Annotated in this window: 16 protein-coding genes; 13 read left to right on the top strand and 3 right to left on the bottom strand. The window is 71.1% G+C overall.

Annotated elements, in window-relative coordinates:
• Window positions 1–15: 15 nt before the first annotated feature.
• Complete coding sequence (locus ABT294_RS39285; RefSeq protein WP_350811517.1) at window positions 16–705, bottom strand: FadR/GntR family transcriptional regulator; 690 nt, start codon at window positions 703–705, stop codon at window positions 16–18.
• A 77-nt stretch (window positions 706–782) separates the two neighbouring features.
• Here ABT294_RS39285 and ABT294_RS39280 point away from each other — a divergent pair, with 77 nt between their 5' ends.
• Genes ABT294_RS39280 through ABT294_RS39270 form a run of 3 tightly spaced genes read left to right on the top strand, consistent with a single transcriptional unit; the run spans window position 783 to window position 3,476 of the window.
• On the top strand, window positions 783–1,514 hold the full coding sequence (locus tag ABT294_RS39280; protein ID WP_350811515.1) for a (Fe-S)-binding protein: 732 nt from the start codon (window positions 783–785) through the stop codon (window positions 1,512–1,514).
• Window positions 1,511–2,914, top strand: a complete 1,404-nt coding sequence (locus tag ABT294_RS39275) for a lactate utilization protein B (protein WP_350811514.1) — start codon at window positions 1,511–1,513, stop codon at window positions 2,912–2,914. The genes ABT294_RS39280 and ABT294_RS39275 overlap by 4 nt, the downstream gene beginning before the upstream one ends.
• A complete protein-coding gene (locus ABT294_RS39270; RefSeq protein ID WP_350811513.1) occupies window positions 2,901–3,476 on the top strand; it encodes a LutC/YkgG family protein in 576 nt (191 codons plus the stop codon). The genes ABT294_RS39275 and ABT294_RS39270 overlap by 14 nt, the downstream gene beginning before the upstream one ends.
• Here ABT294_RS39270 and ABT294_RS39265 read toward each other — a convergent pair.
• A complete protein-coding gene (locus tag ABT294_RS39265; RefSeq protein WP_350811512.1) occupies window positions 3,466–4,476 on the bottom strand; it encodes a baeRF2 domain-containing protein in 1,011 nt (336 codons plus the stop codon). The genes ABT294_RS39270 and ABT294_RS39265 overlap by 11 nt on opposite strands.
• Window positions 4,477–4,479: 3 nt before the next feature.
• Complete coding sequence (locus ABT294_RS39260; protein ID WP_350811511.1) at window positions 4,480–4,764, bottom strand: DUF2795 domain-containing protein; 285 nt, start codon at window positions 4,762–4,764, stop codon at window positions 4,480–4,482.
• A 75-nt stretch (window positions 4,765–4,839) separates the two neighbouring features.
• Between ABT294_RS39260 and ABT294_RS39255 the strand changes: the two genes are divergently transcribed.
• The 10 genes from ABT294_RS39255 to ettA all read left to right on the top strand — a co-directional run bounded on the left by ABT294_RS39255 (window position 4,840) and on the right by ettA (window position 19,200).
• A complete protein-coding gene (locus ABT294_RS39255; RefSeq protein WP_350811510.1) occupies window positions 4,840–5,919 on the top strand; it encodes a GNAT family N-acetyltransferase in 1,080 nt (359 codons plus the stop codon).
• A gap of 56 nt (window positions 5,920–5,975) precedes the next feature.
• Entirely contained in the window at window positions 5,976–7,154 is a 1,179-nt protein-coding gene (cbiE, locus tag ABT294_RS39250) for a precorrin-6y C5,15-methyltransferase (decarboxylating) subunit CbiE (RefSeq protein WP_350811509.1), read from the top strand.
• 67 nt (window positions 7,155–7,221) lie between these two features.
• Window positions 7,222–8,070 carry a sirohydrochlorin chelatase gene (locus ABT294_RS39245; RefSeq protein ID WP_350811508.1) on the top strand — a complete coding sequence of 283 codons (849 nt, stop codon included), beginning with the start codon at window positions 7,222–7,224 and terminating at the stop codon, window positions 8,068–8,070.
• Between the two features lie 23 nt (window positions 8,071–8,093).
• Window positions 8,094–9,164 carry a nicotinate-nucleotide--dimethylbenzimidazole phosphoribosyltransferase gene (cobT, locus tag ABT294_RS39240; protein ID WP_350811507.1) on the top strand — a complete coding sequence of 357 codons (1,071 nt, stop codon included), beginning with the start codon at window positions 8,094–8,096 and terminating at the stop codon, window positions 9,162–9,164.
• 108 nt (window positions 9,165–9,272) lie between these two features.
• On the top strand, window positions 9,273–10,505 hold the full coding sequence (gene cobA, locus ABT294_RS39235; protein ID WP_350811506.1) for a uroporphyrinogen-III C-methyltransferase: 1,233 nt from the start codon (window positions 9,273–9,275) through the stop codon (window positions 10,503–10,505).
• The gene (locus tag ABT294_RS39230; RefSeq protein WP_350811505.1) at window positions 10,502–12,394 is read left to right on the top strand and encodes a dynamin family protein; all 1,893 of its coding nucleotides are present in this window, start codon (window positions 10,502–10,504) and stop codon (window positions 12,392–12,394) included. The genes cobA and ABT294_RS39230 overlap by 4 nt, the downstream gene beginning before the upstream one ends.
• Window positions 12,391–14,013: an ABC transporter gene (locus ABT294_RS39225; protein ID WP_350811504.1), complete on the top strand. Its 1,623-nt coding sequence runs from the start codon at window positions 12,391–12,393 to the stop codon at window positions 14,011–14,013. The genes ABT294_RS39230 and ABT294_RS39225 overlap by 4 nt, the downstream gene beginning before the upstream one ends.
• A gap of 423 nt (window positions 14,014–14,436) precedes the next feature.
• Window positions 14,437–15,651, top strand: coding sequence for a single-stranded DNA-binding protein (locus tag ABT294_RS39220; protein ID WP_350811503.1), 1,215 nt, complete (start codon window positions 14,437–14,439; stop codon window positions 15,649–15,651).
• Between the two features lie 322 nt (window positions 15,652–15,973).
• Window positions 15,974–17,263: a sensor domain-containing diguanylate cyclase gene (locus ABT294_RS39215; protein WP_350811502.1), complete on the top strand. Its 1,290-nt coding sequence runs from the start codon at window positions 15,974–15,976 to the stop codon at window positions 17,261–17,263.
• A gap of 272 nt (window positions 17,264–17,535) precedes the next feature.
• A complete protein-coding gene (gene ettA / locus ABT294_RS39210; RefSeq protein ID WP_350811501.1) occupies window positions 17,536–19,200 on the top strand; it encodes an energy-dependent translational throttle protein EttA in 1,665 nt (554 codons plus the stop codon).
• The last annotated feature ends 437 nt before the right edge of the window (window positions 19,201–19,637 follow it).

Genomic DNA, 19,637 nt, shown 5'->3' with positions numbered 1-19,637 from the left:
CTTCTTCTCGGCGAGTCACGGAGTGTCGCCGAAGAGTGCCGGGTAGGCGTGTGACAGGTGGTCGGCGACTGCTCGGGTGGCCTCGTCGGGGTCGCCCGAGCGGATGGCGGTGAGGATGTGGTGGTGGTCGGCGTGCAGGAGCGACGGGTCGCCCAGGCGTTCCACCGCCTCCACCGCGTACCGGCGCATCGCGTCGCGCAGCGAGCGCATGATGGCCGCGATCAGCCGGTTGCCCGAGGCGTCGGCGAGCGCGCAGTGGAAGGCCGTGTCGTGCTCGACGAACTCCTCGGCGGACGCCGCGGCCTCCATGCCGGTCAGCGCGTCCGCCAGCGCGGAGGTGTCGGCGCGGGTGGCGGCGGCGCGCGCGGCCGACCAGCGCTCGATCATCAGGCGCGTGTCGATGACCTCGCGCAGTTCCAGGGTGGCCAGGCCGAGGTGGAGCCTGAGCAGGTCCGTGAGGGCGGTGTCCGGCCGGGACGTGAGGATCGCTCCGGCGTCGGGCCCCCTGCCGACCTGGGAGGAGACCACGCCGAGCGTCTCCAGGACGCGCATCGCCTCGCGGACCGAGCTGCGGCCGACGCCGAGCTGCTCGGCGAGCTGGCGTTCGGCGGGGAGGCGGTCGCCGACCGTGAGCCCGTCGTCGGCGATGCGCCGCTCGATCTGCGCGAGCACGTCCTCGAAGGTGCGGGTCTTTTTGACGGTCAACGGGGGTCCCTTTCGGCGGGCCTCGTTCGGTATGGTCAGACCATACAGTGGTCAGACCATACTTCGGAAGGAGAGCCGTGCGCATCGCCCTGTTCATCACCTGCGTGAACGACACGCTCTTCCCCGGCACGGGCAAGGCCGTCGTGTCGCTCCTGCGCAGGCTCGGCTGCGAGGTTGACTTCCCCGCCGCCCAGACGTGCTGCGGCCAGATGCACGTCAACACCGGCTACCGGGAGGAGGGCGTGCGGCTCGCGCGGCACTTCACCGAGGTGTTCGCCGGGTACGACGCGGTGGTCGCGCCGTCGGGGTCGTGCGCCGCGATGGTGCGCGAGCAGTACCCCAAACTGGTGCGGAAGGGCAGCAGGGGAGCGGCGGCCATCGCGGAAGTCGTGCCCAGGGTGTACGAGCTGTCCGAGTTCTTGATCGACGTCCTGAAAGTCGACGACGTAGGTGCATTTTTCCCGCACCGGGTGACATATCACCCGACGTGTCACTCGCTCCGCGGCCTGCACCTGGGCGACCGCCCCACCCGGCTGCTCCAGCACGTGCGCGGCCTCGACCTGGTCCCTCTGCTCGCGGCGGAGGAGTGCTGCGGCTTCGGCGGCACGTTCGCGGTGAAGAACCCGGCCGTCTCGGCCGCGATGGGGGCGGACAAGGTCCGCAACATCCTCGACACCGGAGCCGAGGTGCTCTGCGCGGCCGACAACTCCTGCCTGATGCACATCGGCGGCAGCCTGAACCGGCAGCGGACCGGAGTGCGGATCATGCATCTCGCGGAGATCCTCGCGGCCACGGAGGGGGCCCAATGAGCGCCACTTTTCTCGGCATGCCGGGAAATTTCCCGAAGAATGCGGCTCAAGCCGTCCAGGACTCTCAGCTCCGCTACAACCTCAGGAAAGCCACCCACACCATCCGCGACAAGCGGCTCAAGGCGGTCGCCGAACTGCCCGACTGGGAGGAACTCCGCGCGGCGGGCAAGGCGATCAAGGATCACACGCTCCGCCACCTCGACCGCTACCTGGTCCAGCTGGAGGAGGCGGTTACCAGGGCGGGCGGCCACGTCCACTGGGCCCGCGACGCCGCCGAGGCCAACCGGATCGTGTCCGACCTGGTCAAGGCGACGGGCGAGACCGAGGTGGTCAAGGTCAAGTCGATGGCCACCCAGGAGATCGGCCTCAACGAGGCGCTGGCCGCGCAGGGCATCACGGCCTACGAGACCGACCTGGCCGAGCTGATCGTGCAACTCGGCGACGACTTCCCGTCGCACTTCCTGGTTCCCGCGATCCACCGCAACCGCTCGGAGATCCGCGAGATCTTCAACGCCAAGATGGCCGAGTGGGGCCGTCCCGCGCCCGCGAACCTGACCGACGAGCCCGCCGCGCTGGCCGAGGCGGCCCGGCTGCACCTGCGGGAACGCTTCCTCAAGAGCAAGGTCGCGATCTCCGGCGGCAACTTCATGGTCGCCGAGACGGGCACCCTGGTGGTGCTGGAGTCCGAGGGCAACGGCCGGATGTGCCTGACCCTGCCCCGGACCCTCATCAGCGTGGTCGGCATCGAGAAGCTGCTCCCGACCTGGCGGGATCTGGAGGTCTTCCTCCAGCTGCTGCCCCGCAGCTCGACGGCGGAGCGGATGAACCCGTACACCAGCACGTGGACGGGCTCGGTCGAGGGCCAGGACTTCCATCTGGTGCTGCTCGACAACGGCCGCACACAGGTGCTGGCCGACGAGGTCGGCCGCCAGGCGCTGCGCTGCATCCGCTGCTCGGCCTGCCTGAACGTGTGCCCGGTCTACGAGCGCGCGGGCGGCCACGCGTACGGCTCCGTCTACCCCGGCCCGATCGGCGCCATCCTGACTCCGCAGCTCAGAGGCATGTCGTCGGAGCTGGACGCGTCGCTGCCGTACGCCTCCAGCCTGTGCGGAGCCTGCTTCGAAGCCTGCCCGGTGGCCATCGACATCCCCGAGGTCCTGGTGGACCTGCGTGCGAAGGCGCCGCACAAGCCCGCAGAGCGCGCGGGCATGCGCGTCGCGGGCTGGGTGCTCAACGACAGCGTGCGGCTGGAGAAGGCGCAGCGCCTGGCCTCCCGCTTCCGCAAGCTGGTGCCGAAGCGGCTGCCGGGCCCGCTGTCCGCCTGGACCGACACCCGAGACCTGCCCGACATCCCGGAAGAATCGTTCAGAGACTGGTGGGAGCGGAATGAGCGCGCGTGAGGAGATCCTGGCCGCGGTCAGGCGAGCCGTCCAGGGAGCGCCCGACGTGGAGATCACCCGCGGCTACCGGACGAGCCGGCCGGCCGAGGACGTGGTAGGGCTGTTCGCCGAGCGGGTCGGCGACTACCGGGCTGTCGTGCACGTCACGCCGGCGGCGCAGGTGCCCGGCAAGGTCGCCGAGCTGGTGGGCGGACGGGCGATGATCGTCCCTGACGGGCTGCCGTCCGAGTGGGCGCGGGCGGCGGGCGGCGCCGAGCCCGAACTGGGCGCCGCCGACGGCGTGCTGACCGGCTGCGCGGTGGCGATCGCGGAGACGGGCACGATCGTCCTGGACTCGGGCCCCGGCCAGGGCAGCAGGGCCCAGACCCTGGTGCCCGACTATCACCTGTGCGTGGTGCGGGCCGACCAGATCGTGGCCGGGGTGCCGGAGGCGGTCGCCAGGCTCGACCCGTCCAGGCCGCTCACCTGGATCAGCGGGCCGTCGGCCACCAGCGACATCGAGCTGAACCGGGTCGAGGGGGTGCACGGCCCCAGGACGCTGGAGGTGATCGTCAGCACCTGATGACGGCGGCCACGTCCTCGACCCCGTCGGTGAACCAGAGCTCGGCGTCGGTCATCGCGGCGGCCCTGGCGAGAGCCGAGTCGGCGCGCTCCCTGACCGGCTGCTCGACGCCCCACCGGCGCAGCTCGTCGGCGTCAGTGGAGAGCTGGGTGCCGCCCTTCCCCACCCACACCGGGCCGGGCAGCTCGCCGGGCAGGAGCAGCGCGTGCGCTCTGCCCTCGCGCAGGGCGCGCCCGACCTGCGGCAGCCCGACGGGGCCCGCGGCCTCGCGGTGGCGGTTGAGCAGCTCGTCGCGCCTGCGGTCGAGCCAGCCGTCGAGCGCGGTCTCGACGTCCCGCTCGAACTGGTCGTGGCCGGCGCTGATGCCGTGTTCGACCATCAGCACCCGATCGGCGGACTTCGTCCCGAGATGGTCGCAGAGCAGCGATCGGGACTTGGGGTCGCCCGCCACGATGACGAGTTCGGCGCCGATCCTGCGGACCTGCTCGTCGATCTCGTGTGCGACGGCCGCCGCGCTGCCCTCCCAGGTCTCGTCCACGCCGCGCTCGTAGCGCTTGCGCGACCAGCCGCCCTGCGCCGTCTTCTGCAGCGGCCACGGGACCGCCCGCACGGTGGCCGTGCGCGGCGAGCCGCCGCCGAAGACGGCCAGCTCGGCGCCCGCGTGGTCCGCGATGACCCGCAGGTGCGGGACGTTCTCTCCACGTCCCATCAGCATGGGGGTGACGTGCGGCAGCGGCGACCACCTGGCGAGCGCGGCCGGCGGGTCGGCCAGGGTCTCGGTCAGCACCACGTCCCCGTGGGTGGCGAACAGCACGCGGCCCGGCTCGGGCCGCAGCACCTGGAGGCCAAGGGTTTCCAGCGTGTCGGCATCGGCCTGCCCGAGCTCCGCACGCAGGCTGCGCCAGCGTGCCTCCCGCTCCGGCCCGGTGAGCGCGCCCAGGTAGACGGACGCGTACGGCCCGCGGCGCTCGTAGAGCGGACGGATGAAGTCGAGCCGCACCGATCACCACCTCCGCCTCTCCAGCCCCAGACCGAGGGCCTCGGCCACCTCCGCCACGCTGGCATACCGGCGCTCTGGCAGGGAACGGACCAGGTCGGCAATCTCGTCAGGCGCTCGCACGCCCTCCACATGTTCGGCCAGATCGTGCTGAGAAGCGGGAAACTCGCGGTCGCTCAGCCACTTCGCGAGGTCGCCGCGGAGATCGATGCCCTCGCGGGCCATGTCTTCCTTCTCACGCTTCTGCTGCTCGTCGACGCGGCGGCCGTGCTTGGCGCTTCCTCGTTCCATACTCCACTCACTCCTCTCGAAGTCGCACCTACCCCCGCTTTTGTTGGCAAACGTCCCGTGTGTAGCCTGCCGAACGTGTTCGACCCTGCCGTGAACATCACCACCGAACGCTTGACGCTGCGGCCGTTCAGCACGCGCGACGCCGACCGGGTCCGGTCCATCGTCCGATCGGGCGTCCAGTTCCTGCCCCCTGGCACACCCGCGCAGGTGTCCGGCGTCGACCAGTGGCTCGCGAGCGGCGTGCACGACCTGCAACGCTCGGGGCAGGGCGTCCACCTGGCGATGGCGGACGCCGCCGACCGCATCGTGGGAGCCATCAGCCTGTTCAAGACGTCATGGTCCGCAGGCACGACCGAGGTCGGGTACGGCGTGCACCCCCTGTACCGCGGACGCGGCTACGCCCCCGAGGCGGTACGCGGGCTCACCGGCTGGGTGTTCGCCACCACCCAGCTGCGCAGGATCGACCTGACGGCCAACCTGGACAACCTCTCGTCGCTCCGCGTCGCGCAGAAAGCGGGCTTCACCTGGGAAGGCGTCCTGCGGGAGGCGGCGATGGAGGACGACAGGCCGCACGACCTGGTCATCTTCGGCCTGCTGCGCTCCGACAGCCCGCTGTCGTCCCCGATCCTGCCGCGGACCGAGCTGCGCACTCCCAGACTGCTGCTCAGGCCGCCGACCGAGACCGACGTCCCGGACCTCGCCGCCACCGCGGCCGACCCGCTCACCCAGGCCATGACCGGGGTGCCGCGCGACTACGGCGAGGGACACGCGCGGGCGTTCCTCATCCTCTCCGAGCGGGCGCGGTCGAGAGGTCACGGAGCGGCCTTCACGGTCGTGGAGCCGTCGAGCGGCCGCTTCGTGGCCAACGTCGACCTCAGGGACGCCGACTGGACACACAGGACGGTCGAGGTCGGCTACATGACCGCGCCGTGGGCGCGCGGCAACGGGTACGCGGGCGAGGCGGTGCTGGCCATCGCGCGCTGGCTGTTCGACAAGCACGGCTTCGTCCGGCTCCAGCTCCGGGCCGCGGTGACGAACCAGGCCTCGCAGCGGGTGGCGGAGAAGGCCGGGTTCGTCCGCGAAGGCGTGGCCCGCAACGCGCTGCAGGGCGAGGACCTGGTGGTCTACAGCCTGACCCCGTCCGACCTCGACTGAGCCCTTGGTGAAACACCTCGGCAGCCGTCACCCTTGAGGGGTGAGGTGGTGAGGACATGATCACGGTGGTCGGCTGGGACGGATCGGCGCTTTCGACCAGGGCGGTGAACCGGCTGCACGAGGCCGCGCTCGTCGTCGGCCCCCAGCCGCTCCTCGCCAGGCTCGGCCTCGCCGCCCCCACGACGGCCGGCGACGAGCTGCTCGACACCCTCGACCACCACCTGGAACACGGCGAAGGCCCGGTCGTGGTGGTCGTGGAGGGCGATCCCGGCTTCTTCGGCGTGGTGCGCACCCTCCGCGACCACGGCCTCGCCCCGGACGTCCTGCCCGCCACCTCGCTCGTCACCCGCGCCTTCGCCCGCGCCGGGCTGAACTGGGAGGACGCGCTCGTCGTCGCCCCGGCCGGTGCCCACCAGCTCGACCGCGTGGTCAACGCCTGCCGGGCGCACCCCAAGGTGGCGCTCCTGGTCGCGCCGGGCGCCGGGCCCGCCGAGGTCGCCAGGGAGCTGGCCCCGACCACGCCGCGCGCGCTGATCGTCTGCGAGGACCTCGGCGGCCCCGACGAGCGCGTCACGCACAGCCGGATGGGGGAGGCGACCACCAGGCCGTGGAAGGACCCCCAGGTGGTGCTCGTCGTCGACCCGCTGCACCGGGGCGGCGAGCGGGGCTGGCTGGCCGGCGCGCAGCCGGGGCCCGCCGAGTGGGCGCTGCCGTTCCCCGACGCCGTGATGCCCGCCGAGGTCAGGGCGTACGTCCTGGCCAAGCTCGGGCCCCGGCTCGGCGACCTGGTCTGGGACGTCGGAGCGGGCAGCGGCGAGATCGCCGTCGAGTGCGCCAGACTCGGCGCGGCCGTCATGGCGGTCGAGCGCGACGACGAGGCGTGCGCCAGGCTGCGGGCCAGAGTCCTGGAACACGGCGTCAAGGTCGCGCTGACCCGCGGGCAGGCCCCGCCCGCGCTGGAGCCGCTGCCCGACCCCGACGCCGTGTTCGTCGGCGGCGGCGGGCTCGACGTCATCGCGGCCTGCGCCACCCGCCGCCCACGTAGGCTGGTGTGCGTCCTCAGAACGGTCGAACAGGTGCCCGTGGTGCTCGACCTGCTGCGCGAGCACGGCTATCGTGCGGAGGGCACCCAGATCCTGGCCTCCGAACTCACCATCCAGCCTGCTGGATCACACACCCTGACCTCGGCAGACCCCGTCCTCGTCGTGCACGCCACCCCCGTGCACAAGCGGTGACCTGTCGCCTACGGGCACGCATCGGTTATCCTCGCGTGTCTTGTCCCAACCCACGGAGAATCCCTCAATGAAGCCGCCGCTCCTGCTCGTCGGGCATGGCTCGAACGATGACGCCGACCCCGCGGAGTTCGGCAGGTTCGTCCACAGGCTCCGCTGCCGCCTCGACCGGACGGCCGCCGACGTCTCCGGTGGCTACCTCTCGCGAGCCACGCCGCGGCTCAGCGACTCCGTGGCCTCCCTGGTGGCCCGCGGGCACCACCGCCTGGTGGCGCTGCCGCTCAGCCTCAGCCGGCTCGACCAGGAACTGCCCGCCGCGCTGGCGCTGGAGCAGGAGCGCCACCCCACCCTCATGTACGACTACGGCCGCCCACTCGGCCCCGACCCTCGGGTCCTCGCGCTGCTGGCGGAGCGGCTGAACGACGCCGCCACCGAGATGACCAGGCCGCGCCCGCTCGAACTGGTGGGCGCCAGGCCCCGGCTGCGGGCCGTCGACGCACTGCCCGCCGAGGACGCGCCGACGCACGTCGAACCGCAGGAGACCGCGGTGGTCCTGGTGGGCGAGGGCTCGACCGACCCCTCGGCCAACGCCGAGATCCATCGGGTGTCGCGGCTGTTCTGGGAGACGCACGCCTACGACTTCATGACCGTCGAGACCGCGTTCGTCTCCGTCACCCCGCCCGGCGTGCCCGGCGGGCTCGAACGCTGCCGCCGGCTCGGCGCCAAGCGCGTGATCGTCGTGCCGTACCTGCTGTTCGCGGGCGGCATGCTGGAGCGCGTGTGGGCCCAGGCGCTGGCGTACGGCGCGGGCCACCCTGACCTCGACATCCGCTGCGCCGAGGTGATCGGCGACTGCGAGACCCTGGCCGATGTCGTGATCGACCGCTACGAGGAAGCGCTGCTGCAACTGGTCCCCTGAAGCCCGTCCACTGGAGGTCTGCCGTGCTGGCCGAGACGCTCACCGCGATCCGTCCCGCCGATCCCCGCGTTCTCGCCGACGCCCGCGCCCACCAGGACCGGCTGACCAAGCCGCGCGGCTCGCTCGGCGTGCTGGAGGAGGTCGCCGTACGGCTCGCGGGCGCGGCGGGGGTGACCCCGCCGCCCATGCCCGCGCCGGCCGCGCTCGCCATCTTCGCCGCCGACCACGGCGTGCACGCCCAGGGCGTCACCCCGTGGCCGCAGGAGGTCACCGTGCAGATGGTGGCCAACTTCCTGTCGGGCGGCGCGGTGGCCAACGCGTTCGCCGCCCAGGTCGGCGCCTCCGTCACGGTCGTGGACGTCGGAGTGGCCGCCGAACTCGCGCCCGCGCCCAGCCTGCTCGACAGGAAGATCACCTGGGGCACCGCCGACCTGTCCGCGGGCCCCGCGATGACGGTCGACCAGGCCGTCCAGGCCATGGAGGCCGGCATCGCGGTGGCAGGCGACCTGGTGGCGGGCGGCGCGCGCTGCCTGATCACCGGTGACATGGGCATCTCCAACACCACCGCCTCCGCCGCGCTCGTCTCCACCTTCACCGGCCTCGACCCGGCCCTGGCGACGGGCAGGGGCACCGGCATCGACGACGAGACCCACGCGCACAAGGTCGCGATCGTCCGCCAGGCGCTCGCGGTGAACGGCCTGCCGCCCGTCGGCTCCCAGCCCAGCGACGCGCTGCGCGCCCTCGCCGCCGTCGGCGGGTTCGAGCACGCCGCCATCGCGGGGTTCATCCTCGGCGGCGCGGCGGCCAGGGTGCCCGTGATCCTCGACGGGGTCATCGCCGGGTCCGCCGCGCTCGTGGCGGCCGCCCTGGAACCGGCCGTCGTGGACCACTGCGTGGCCGGGCACCGCTCGGCCGAGCCCGGCCACACCGCCGCGCTGGACAAGCTGTCCCTGCCGCCGCTGGTGGACCTGGGGATGCGGCTGGGCGAGGGCACGGGCGGGCTGCTGGCGTACCCTCTGATCTGCGCCGCCGTACGCGTCATGCACGACGTTGCCACGTTCGACGCGGCAGGGGTGACGGACAAGCCCGTGTGACATCCGCGGCCTTGACGGCCGTCGGCTCGCGCGCAGCGAGTCTCGTGTAAGACCCGGTAGGTTAGCGTCCTAATAGCCACAACCCTCGCGAACGGGAGATTCCCCACGATGGGCCCCTACCTCCTCGGCCTGCGGCTTTCCGGCCGCCGGGTCCTTGTCGTAGGCGGCGGCCGGGTCGCGCAACGGAGGGTTCCCGCGCTGCTGGAAGCCGGTGCGTTGGTCACCCTGGTGTCGCCGTCCGTCACCCCGGCCCTCGACGACCTGATCGCCACGGGCCGGATCGAATGGCGGGCCCGGCCATACGAGGTCGGTGACTGCGACGGCGCCTGGCTCATCCAGGCCTGCACCGACGACAGGTCCGTCAACAGTGCGGTCGCCGCTGAGGCCGAGGCCAAGCGGATCTGGTGCGTGCGCGCCGACGACCGCGACTCCTCCGCCGCCTGGACCCCCGCCTCCGGGCGGGTCGACGAGATCAACGTGGGCATCACCGCCGGAGGCGACCCGCGCAGGGCGGCGGGCATCAGGGACGCCGTGGTGAGCGCGCTGCGCGACGGCACCGTCGACGCCCGACGCAACCGGGCCAAGCCCGTCGGCGTCGCGCTGGTGGGCGGCGGTCCCGGCGACCCGGGGCTGATCACCGTCCGTGGGCGGCAGCTCCTCGCCCAGGCCGACGTGGTGGTGGCCGACCGGCTCGCGCCACGCGGCCTGCTCGACGAACTGGCCCCCGACGTCGAGCTGATCGACGCGGCCAAGGTTCCCTACGGCCGGGCGCTGCCGCAGGAGACGATCAACGAGCTGCTCGTCGACCGGGCCAGGCAGGGCAAGTTCGTGGTCAGGCTCAAGGGCGGCGACCCGTTCGTGTTCGGACGCGGTGGCGAGGAGATGATCGCCTGTGCCCGCGCCGGAATTCCGGTGCTGGTCGTGCCGGGTATCACCAGCGCCGTCGCGGTGCCGGCGGCGGCCGGGGTCCCCGTGACGCATCGGGGAGTAAGCCAGGAATTCCACGTCATATCCGTACACGTGGCGCCGGATGATCCGAAGTCGACCGTCGACTGGCCCGGGCTCGCTCGTTCCGAGGGCACCCTGGTGCTCATGATGGCCGTCGAACGGCTGGCGAAGGTGGCCGAAACCCTCCTTCGCGACGGTCGTTCCCCAGAGACTCCCGTAATGGTGGTACAGGACGGTACCCTTCCGACCCAGCGGGCGGTTATCGCTCCACTTTCCACCGTGGCCGACCGCGTGTCCGCGGCCGGGATACGGCCACCGGCGATCGTGGTCGTCGGCGACGTCGTGAGGGTCGGCCAGGAGGTCGAGATGGTTCGAGCGGAGCGCTTGCCGTGAACACGGCCATGGATGACGGGCGGCAGGAGTCGCCAGGGGAGCAGACGTGGAGCTTCCGTGCGATCACGGGCGAGGACGACGGCGGCCTGCCTGAGGAGGTCGCCGCCGTCGAGGACGCCGTGCCCGCAGACGTCCCCGAAGAAGGGGAGACCAGCGTCCCGGATTCTTCGGACTCTACGGGCGTCACGGATTCTTCGGACGTTGCGGACTCCTCGGAAGAGGAGGCCGAGTCGGCGGGCGGCGAGGAGTTGCCGCCCGAGGTTGTCGCGGCGCTGACCTCGGCGCTCAACGCGCTCCGCGAGAGCGTCTCCGAGCTGCGGTTCTCCCTCGACCTGCCCGGCGTCGAGGAGGCCCGGCGGACCCGCGCCGACCTGCTCGCGCAGCTCCAGAACTACGTGCTGCCCCGCGTCCGGACGAGCACCGCGCCCGCGCTCATCGTGGTCGCGGGCTCCACCGGCGCGGGCAAGTCCACGCTGGTCAACTCGCTGGCCGAGAAGAACGTCTCGCGCACCGGCGTGCGGCGGCCCACCACCGGCACGCCGCTGCTCGCCTGCCACCCGGAGGACCAGCAGTGGTTCGCCGAAGGCGATCTGCTCAGCGACCTCCAACGGCTGGAGCAGCTCAGCCCCGAGGCCGGACCGGGCGACCTGATCGTGGTCCCCACCGAGAAGCTGCCGGAGGGCGTCGCACTGCTCGACACCCCCGACATCGACTCCGTCGTCGAGCAGCACCACGAGATCGCCCACCGCATGCTCGACGCGGCCGACCTGTGGATCTTCGTCACGACCGCCGCCCGCTACGCCGACGCGCCCGCCTGGAGCCTGCTCAGGCTGGCCAAGGAGCGTGGGGTCCGGCTCGCCATCGTGCTGTCGAGGGTGCAGCCCAGGTCCCGCGAGGTGGTGCTGAAGCACTTCGTCCGGATGCTCACCGAATACGGGCTGGGCGAGGTCGACCGGTTCGTCATCCACGAGTCGAAGGTGACCGACGGCAGGCTGCCCGACAACGAGGTGACCGACCTGCGGCTCTGGCTCGCCGAGCTGTCGGTCGACGGCAAGCGGCGGGCGCAGGCCGTCAACGAGACGCTGAACGGCGTCCTCAACAGCTTCCGCACCCGCGTGCCCGCGCTCGCCCGCCACCTGGAGAGCCAGGTGGCCTTCCGCGCGGACCTGCGCGGCGACGTGGAAACCGCCTACTTCAGCGCGCTCGGCGAGATCGACAAGGCGTTCAGGGGCGGCTCACTGATCCACGGCGAGGTGCTGGCCCGCTGGCAGGACTTCGCCGGGTCCGGCGACCTCATCCGCACGATCCGGCTGCGCAGGCGCGGCAGGGCCGCCGGGCGGACGCCGGAGCGCGTCACCGCGTTCAGGACGGCGCTGCGCACCGGCCTGGAATCCGTGATCGTCGCCGCCGCCGGACGCGCCAGCGAGGAGGTCGTCGCCCGCTGGCGGCGCCGATCCGAGGTGGGCGCCGCGCTCGCCGACGGGCTGGAGCGGCCGTCCGACGAGCTGGTGCGGCGCGCCAGCCGGGGCATCGCCGCCTGGCAGGAGCACGTCACAGAGCTGGTGCGCACCGAGGGCGTGGCCAAGCGGTCGGTGTCCAAGATGGTGTCGTTCGACGCCGACTCGCTCTCATTGATCTTCATGGTCGCGATGTTCAGCGGACGCGGCGCGGAGGGCCTGTCGCATCGGCTGGTCACCGCGTTGCTCGGAGCCGAGTCGCTGCGCGGCATCGGCGCCAAGGCGCTCAGCGACCTACGAGCCAGGATCGGCATGCTGTTCGACGAGGAATCCATGCGTTACGTGCAAGCGCTCGACTCCGCCGGGGTCCCGGACGAGTCCACCGCGACCCGCCTCTACCAGGCGACCTACAACCTAGAGGTCGCCCGATGACCACTGTCGCGACCAAGCCGGGCCTCGCCCCGCGGCTGACCGCCCTCACCAAGATCGTCGAGCTGGGGGGCGGACGGCTCGACGCCAAGCTGCACTCCGAGGCGGGAACGGTGCTGCAGCAGGCGGGCGAGCGGCTCAAGCTGTCGTCGGACCACACCGTGGTCGCGCTGGCGGGCGGCACGGGAAGCGGCAAGTCGTCGCTGTTCAACGCCGTCTCCGGGCTGGAACTGTCACCCACGGGCGTGCGCAGGCCCACCACCGCGCGCACCCACGCCTGCGTGTGGGGGCTGGAAGGCGCCGGGCCGCTGCTCGACTGGCTGCAGATCCAGTGGCGGCACCGCTTCGCCCGCGCCAGCGCCCTCGACAAGGGCGAGAGCCAGCTCCACGGGCTGATCCTGCTCGACCTGCCTGACCACGACTCCATCAGGGCGCTCACCGACACCGAGGCCGACCGGCTCATCGGCCTGGCCGACCTGGTCGTGTGGGTGCTCGACCCGCAGAAGTACGCCGACGCCTCCACGCACCGGCGCTACGTGACCGAGCTGGCCGGGCACGACGCGGTGACCGTGTTCGCGCTCAACCAGTCCGACCGGCTGGCCCCCGAAGAGCTGGCCGAGCTGGTCATCGACCTGAACGACCTGCTGCGCAGGGAAGGCGTCGAGCATCCCACCGTCGTGCCGACCTCGACGGTCAGCGGGCGCGGGATCGACAGCCTCAAGAGCGTCATCGCCGCCGCCGTGTCCCGCCGCCGCGCCGCCATGCAGAAGCTCGAGGCCGACCTCGACCGGCTGCAGAGCCGCCTGGCGCAGAGCATGCCGGTCGGCAGCGCCCTGTCGGCGCCCGCCTCGGTGGACGAGGCCAGGCGGCTCGGGCTCACCGACGCCCTCTGCGACGCGGTGGGCGTCCCGGCCGTGGGCGAGGCCATGGAGAACATCTACGCGGAACGGTCGAACCAGTGGGTCGGCTGGCCGTACCCCCGGTGGATCGCCCGGCTGCGTCCCGACCCGCTGAAGAGCCTGCGGCTGGGGGACATCGCCGACGAGGTCCGCGGCATCGCCACCGGGTCGGTCAGCGCGCAGTCGGCCGAGGTGAACAACGCCGTCCAGGCGCTCGCCGACGGGCTGACCGCAGGGATGCACCCGGTCTGGCGGACGGCGGTGCACAAGGCGGCCAGGTCGCGCGCCGGGAAGCTGCCCGAGGCGCTCACCAAGGACCTCACCGAGGTCGCCCCGCAGCTCGACCGGGTGCCCGGATGGTGGCGGGTGCTGCAGGTGTGGCAGTACCTGCTCGTCGTGGCATTCGTCCTCGGGCTGGCCTGGCTGGCCGTGGGGCTGCTCGCGCCCGGGCAGGCGCCCGGCGGGATGCAAGTGCTCGGCGACACGGCGGCGCTGCCCTGGGTGGGGTTGATGATGGCTTCCGTGCTGGGGTTGGGGGCGTTGTCCGGGATCGCTTCGCGGAACTTCGTGGAGTTGGGGGCGTCCAGGGAGCGGGAGCGGTTGGAGCGGGAGATGCGGCGGCGGGTGTCGGCAGTGGCCGAGACCACGGTGGTGGAGCCGGTGGAGCAGGAACTGGGACGTCACCACGCGTTCTACACGGCCCTGCGCGGCTTGTCGGGATAAATCCACTCTCCTTCCGACACTCCGCACCAACCCGTCGATCCAACCTTTCGGGCTGTCTGCCTTGTTCGGGTTCGTGTGGCGGTTCGTTCTGCGGTGGTCCGGATTCCCCGCTTGGCGGGCCGCCCTTCCGTCGGCCTGCTTCTCGGGGGCTTGCCGTCCCGGTTTGGTAGCTCGCTCTCGCGTTGGCTCGGCCTTCCGTCGGCCTGCCGTTCTGGCGGTCTGTCCGTCCGGTAGTCCGCCACGCGGCGGCCCTCCTACCTGACGATCCCTTCGTTCCGGCGGCCTGTCTTCTGTCCACAGGGAGTAGCCGGCTGCATGGCGCCTGTCCACAGAACCGGGTTCGGAGGGCGGCCCGACTGGGCGGCTGGGGCACGGTGTTCCCAGGTCGCGGGCAGCCTGGCCCGCCGCATGGGAGGCAATCAGATGAACGACATCCAGATCACGCTGACCGGCAACGTGGCAGCAGAGCCACGGCAGTACACCTTCGAAGACGGCGCCAAGGTCACCTCGCTCAGGGTGCTGACCACGCACCGCTACTACGACAAGCGCACCGGGCAGTGGGCCGACGGGGAGAAGGTCTGCTTCGCGGTCCGCTGCTGGCGCTCGCTCGGCGACAACGTCGCCCACTCCGTCCGCATCGGGCAGCCGATCGTGGTCTCCGGCAAACTGCGCATCAGAGAGTTCGGGGCCGAGGGAGACCGCAGGTTCATGCCCGAAGTGGAGGCCAGCGCCGTGGGCCACGACCTGCGTTGGGGCACCGGCGTCTTCACCAAGCCGGAGCGCGCCGGAGCGGGGGCCGCGGTGAGCAGGGAGATGCGCGACCGCCTCGACGAGGAGACCCAGGACTGGGCGATGGGTGGCAGGCGCCTTCCGGCACGACGCCCAGAAACCGCTCCCAACGGCCCGATCGGTTCGACCGCGCACACCGGCTCCGAAACCCCCGGCCAGGCCCAAGCCGAGAATGCCCCTGGTCAGGCCCGAGCCGAGGGCGCGTTCGATCGGCCAGGCGGCATCGAAGTCAGGCCTGACGCGTCGGTCGAGGCGTCGGGCGCTTCCCGCCGCCGATCGCCCGACGCCGCCTCGGCCGATGAGGGCGGAGCGACGGCCGCGACCTCGTCCAAGCTGGGAATGCCTGCCGACGAGACGATGCCCCCGCACCCCTTCGCCGCAGACGACGACAACGGAATCGACAACCAGGAAGGGGCGCCCGGAGAGACAACCGGCCTCCAGGCAGCCAGGGGTCAGGCGCGCGGGGGTCGGGCAACCGGGGCCCAGGTAACAGCAGGCAAGGCACTCGACGCCCAGGAAACCGGAGACCGGGCAGCTGGGGATCAGGAAATCGGAGGGAAGGCGGCCGGAGGCCAGGCGACCGAAAGCCGAGCAACCGGAGGAAGGGCGGTCGGGGGGCAGGCGACCGAAAGCCGAGTGGCTGGAGGAAGGGCGGTCGGGGGCCAGGCGACCGAAAGCCGAGTGGCTGGAGGAAAGGCAACCCGGCAGACAACAGGAGGGAAGCCGGTTGGAGGGGCGGTCAGCGCAGAGACAACAGGAGGGAGGTCGGCGGGAGTTGGACGGCGCGCGCAGGGGGAGACGGCAGCAACAGGCGCCGACTGGCACGTACAGGAACGAGCAGCGGCCTGAGGAGCCCTGAAGCGGGTTGGTGAAGATGGCGGAGGAGGGGCCACCGGCCGTACGTGTATACCGTGCGTTGCTAGGCGCGGCATGAGGGAGGAGCGGCCGATGGTGTGTTGCCCGTGTCAGCTGGCAAGAGCGTTTGTCAGGTCCAGGTTACGCCCCGCACCATGGCTGCTCCTTTCCCGCACGGTTCGCTCGCGAAGTGAGCGGTTCTCCTTCATTTGACCACAAGTGGTATGCGGCCCTGCAGTCAACGTAGCGGTTCCCATCGCACGACGCACACTCCGCAATTATCGTGTTACACATCGTTAGTCAGGGAGGAGACGAGATGGCGACGACCAGTCACACCTCGGTCGAGTCTCGCGACGGTGTGTCATCGCTGGTCGGCCGTTGGCCGCTGCTGGGGCAGCGCCGCTCGCTCGTCGGGTACCTGTGCGGGCTCGTCACCCTCGATCTCGCCGCGATCCTGCTGTTGGCGGCTTTCACCCATTTCCGGTGGTCTGATCTACTGACCTTCGCCGCTCTCATGGGTTGCGGCGCGGTCTGCATCGAGGCAACAAGGCGTCTCGGCATGCCTGCGGGGGTCTCGCGAGACCTGCTGTCGGCGTGGTGGCTGCCGGTCGCGCTGCTCCTGCCGCCGGTCTACGCCCTGTTCGCGCCCATCGTGCTGCAGTTCCTGCTCCAGCTGCGCGTCCGCGCGACGGTCCTGTACCGCAGGGTCGGCAGCTCGGCCGCCATCGGCCTGGCCGGATGCACGGCCTCCGTGGTCTTCCACGAGCTCGTCCCCGATCCGTCCGCGCTGTCGAGCGGCCGCGGCAGCCCGATCGCCGCCGCGGTCGCCGCCGCCACGATCTTCGCTCTCCTCAACACGAGCCTGATCGCCATCGCGGCGCACACCGCCGATCCCGACATCCGCTGGCGCGAGGTGCTGTGGGACCGGGAGAGCTTCCTGCTCGACGTCGTGGAACTGTGCCTCGGTGTCACGGTGGCGATCGCGTGCGGTCTCAACCTGGCGCTGCTGGTGCTGACGCTCCCCCCGGTGGTCCTGCTCCAGCGCAGCCTCCTGCACGCCCAGCTCCAGGCGGCCGCCCGCACCGACCCCAAGACCGGCCTGCTCAACGCCGCCGCCTGGCAGCGCGAGGCCGACACGGAGATCGTCCGCGCTCGGCGCACCGGCGAGACCCTGGCGCTCCTGCTCATCGACATCGACCACTTCAAACGGGTCAACGACACCCACGGCCATCTCCTCGGCGACCAGGTCCTCATCAACGTCGCGGCGACCCTGCGCAGCCAGCTCCGCGACTACGACGTGGTGGGCCGCTTCGGAGGCGAGGAGTTCGTCGTCCTGCTACCGCGCGCCGACATCAACGAGGCCCGCATGGTGGCGGAGCGCCTCCGCTGCAGAATCAGCCGCATGGCCGTCCCGGCCGACGACTGCATGATCACCGTTACGGTCTCGACGGGGGTCGCCATCATGAGCATCCACGGCGATGACCTCATCGAACTCCTGGCCGCCGCCGACCTGGCCCTCTATCGAGCCAAGGAACTCGGCCGAGACCGCATCTGCATCCCCATCGTCCAGCCACCCCGCCCAAGCTCGGAAGACACCCCCACCTAACGCCCAGCCCGACCAGATGCGGGCGGCCACCCCACGACCAGGGACCTGCTCGACCTCTGACGGCCCCTCTTCTGGCCCTGATCATCTGCCCGCTGTGCCCGGGTGTGTCCAGAGGCTCTTCGGACAATCCCAACCGGACAAGGCGATGGGTTTGTTGAGCTTTGGGAGCGTTGTCGGAGGGATTCGGGGGTTGGTGGGAGCTCCGGGGCGGCTGGGGTAGGGGGTTGGGGAGGCGGCGGAAGCGCGGGTCCGTAGCCCCTAAGCTAGTTACCATGCCGGAGTACATCTACACGCTGCAGCGCGTGCGCAAGGCGCATGGCGACAAGGTTGTCCTTGACGACGTCACGCTGTCGTTCCTGCCCGGAGCCAAGATCGGCGTCCTGGGTCCGAACGGCACCGGAAAGTCGACGCTGCTCCGCATGATGGCCGGCCTGGAGCAGCCGTCCAACGGAGAGGCCAAGCTGATGCCGGGCTTCACGGTCGGCATGCTCCAGCAGGAGCCTCCGCTCAACGAGGAGAAGACCGTCCTCGGCAACGTGCAGGAGGGTGTCGCCGAGACGATGGCGATGCTCAACCGGTACAACGAGATCGCCGAGCAGATGGCCACCGACTACAGCGATGAGCTGCTGGATGAGATGGGCAAGCTGCAGGAGCAGCTGGAGCACCGCAACGCCTGGGATCTCGACAGCCAGCTCGAGCAGGCCATGGACGCGCTGCGCTGCCCGCCGCCCGAGGCCGACGTGACGAAGCTGTCCGGTGGTGAGCGCCGCCGCGTCGCGCTGTGCAAGCTGCTGCTGGAGGCGCCCGACCTGCTGCTGCTCGACGAGCCCACCAACCACCTCGACGCCGAGAGTGTCCAGTGGCTGGAGCAGCACCTGGAGAAGTACGCGGGCACCGTGCTGGCCGTCACCCACGACCGCTACTTCCTCGACAACGTCGCGGGCTGGATCCTCGAGCTCGACCGTGGCCGCGCCTTCGCCTACGAGGGCAACTACTCCACCTACCTCGAGGCCAAGACCCAGCGTCTCAGGGTCGAGGGGCAGAAGGACGTCAAGCGCAAGAAGCGCCTGGAGGACGAGCTGGAGTGGGTCCGCTCGAACCCCAAGGCCCGTCAGACCAAGAGCAAGGCCCGCCTCCAGCGCTACGAGGAGATGGCCGCCGAAGCCGACAAGTACCGCAAGCTCGACTTCGACGAGATCCAGATCCCGCCGGGCCCGCGCCTCGGCACCACGGTGATCAAGACCGAACAGCTCACCAAGGGCTTCGGCGACCGGCTGCTCATGGAGAACCTGACATTCGACCTGCCGCGTAACGGCATCGTCGGCATCATCGGCCCCAACGGCGTCGGCAAGACCACGCTGTTCCGCATGATCACCAACGGCGAGACGCCCGACAGCGGCTCGATCACGGTCGGCGACACCGTCAAGATCTCCTACGCCGACCAGAGCCGGGGCGGCATCGACCCGGCGAAGAACGTCTGGGAGGTCGTCTCCGACGGGCTCGACCACATCAAGGTCGGCAACGTCGAGATGCCGTCGCGGGCGTACATCGCGGCGTTCGGCTTCAAGGGCCCTGACCAGCAGAAGAAGGCCGGGGTTCTGTCGGGTGGCGAGCGCAACCGGCTCAACCTCGCGCTCACCCTCAAGCAGGGCGGCAACGTCCTGCTGCTCGACGAGCCCACCAACGACCTCGACACCGAGACGCTGTCGTCGCTGGAGAACGCGCTGCTCGACTTCCCGGGCTGCGCGGTGATCACGTCCCACGACCGGTGGTTCCTCGACCGCATCGCCACGCACATCCTGGCGTGGGAGGAAGGGTCGAACTGGTTCTGGTTCGAGGGCAACTTCGCCGACTACGAGAAGAACAAGATCGAGCGGCTTGGCGCCGACGCCGCTCGTCCCCACCGCATCACCTACAGGAAGCTGCACAGGGACTGATCCTCTAAGACGTGCCCTTCGCGGGGTGGAGGCTGGCCTCTGCTCGTGTGCGGGTGGGTGTTTCTGTGGAATTCGACGGCGGGTCCTTCCTCAAGGGCCCGCTGTGAGTTTTGTCGGATCCGAGGTGCCGTCGAGCCGTGGTGCTGCCCTGAGGCGCCGTGTCGTGGTGCTGTTCGGGGCTCGGTCGAAGGGCCGCTGAGCTGCGGTCTGCTGGGGTGCCGGGTCTGAGGGGTTGCCGGGCTGTGGTGCTGCACGGGGTGGCGGGGTCGTGGTGCTGTTCGGCCCCGGTCGAAGGTCCGCTGAATTGCGGTCTGCTGGGGTGCCGGGTCCGAGGGGCTGTCGGGCTGTGGTGCCAGGCCGGAGTGGGGCGTCGGGCCGGGGGCGGGCTGCTGGGCTGAGGGGTGTCAGCTGGCTGGTCTGTTGTGGCGCGTCTGTCG

Origin of the sequence: Nonomuraea sp. NPDC000554 (assembly GCF_040300065.1) — a bacterium.
GTDB lineage: Bacteria > Actinomycetota > Actinomycetes > Streptosporangiales > Streptosporangiaceae > Nonomuraea.
The sequence above is the reverse complement of the archived record's forward strand: the minus strand, read 5'-3'. Positions and strand labels throughout refer to the sequence as shown.

Bases quoted from the DNA above. Each gene is read 5' to 3' on its own strand.
- cobA (WP_350811506.1), top strand. From the start codon at position 9,273: ATGGGCCCCTACCTCCTCGGCCTGCGGCTTTCCGGCCGCCGGGTCCTT.
- ABT294_RS39220 (WP_350811503.1), top strand. From the start codon at position 14,437: ATGAACGACATCCAGATCACGCTGACCGGCAACGTGGCAGCAGAGCCA.
- ABT294_RS39270 (WP_350811513.1), top strand. From the start codon at position 2,901: ATGAGCGCGCGTGAGGAGATCCTGGCCGCGGTCAGGCGAGCCGTCCAG.
- ABT294_RS39275 (WP_350811514.1), top strand. From the start codon at position 1,511: ATGAGCGCCACTTTTCTCGGCATGCCGGGAAATTTCCCGAAGAATGCG.
- ABT294_RS39260 (WP_350811511.1), bottom strand. From the start codon at position 4,764: ATGGAACGAGGAAGCGCCAAGCACGGCCGCCGCGTCGACGAGCAGCAG.
- ABT294_RS39215 (WP_350811502.1), top strand. From the start codon at position 15,974: ATGGCGACGACCAGTCACACCTCGGTCGAGTCTCGCGACGGTGTGTCA.
- ABT294_RS39225 (WP_350811504.1), top strand. From the start codon at position 12,391: ATGACCACTGTCGCGACCAAGCCGGGCCTCGCCCCGCGGCTGACCGCC.
- cbiE (WP_350811509.1), top strand. From the start codon at position 5,976: ATGATCACGGTGGTCGGCTGGGACGGATCGGCGCTTTCGACCAGGGCG.
- ABT294_RS39245 (WP_350811508.1), top strand. From the start codon at position 7,222: ATGAAGCCGCCGCTCCTGCTCGTCGGGCATGGCTCGAACGATGACGCC.
- ettA (WP_350811501.1), top strand. From the start codon at position 17,536: ATGCCGGAGTACATCTACACGCTGCAGCGCGTGCGCAAGGCGCATGGC.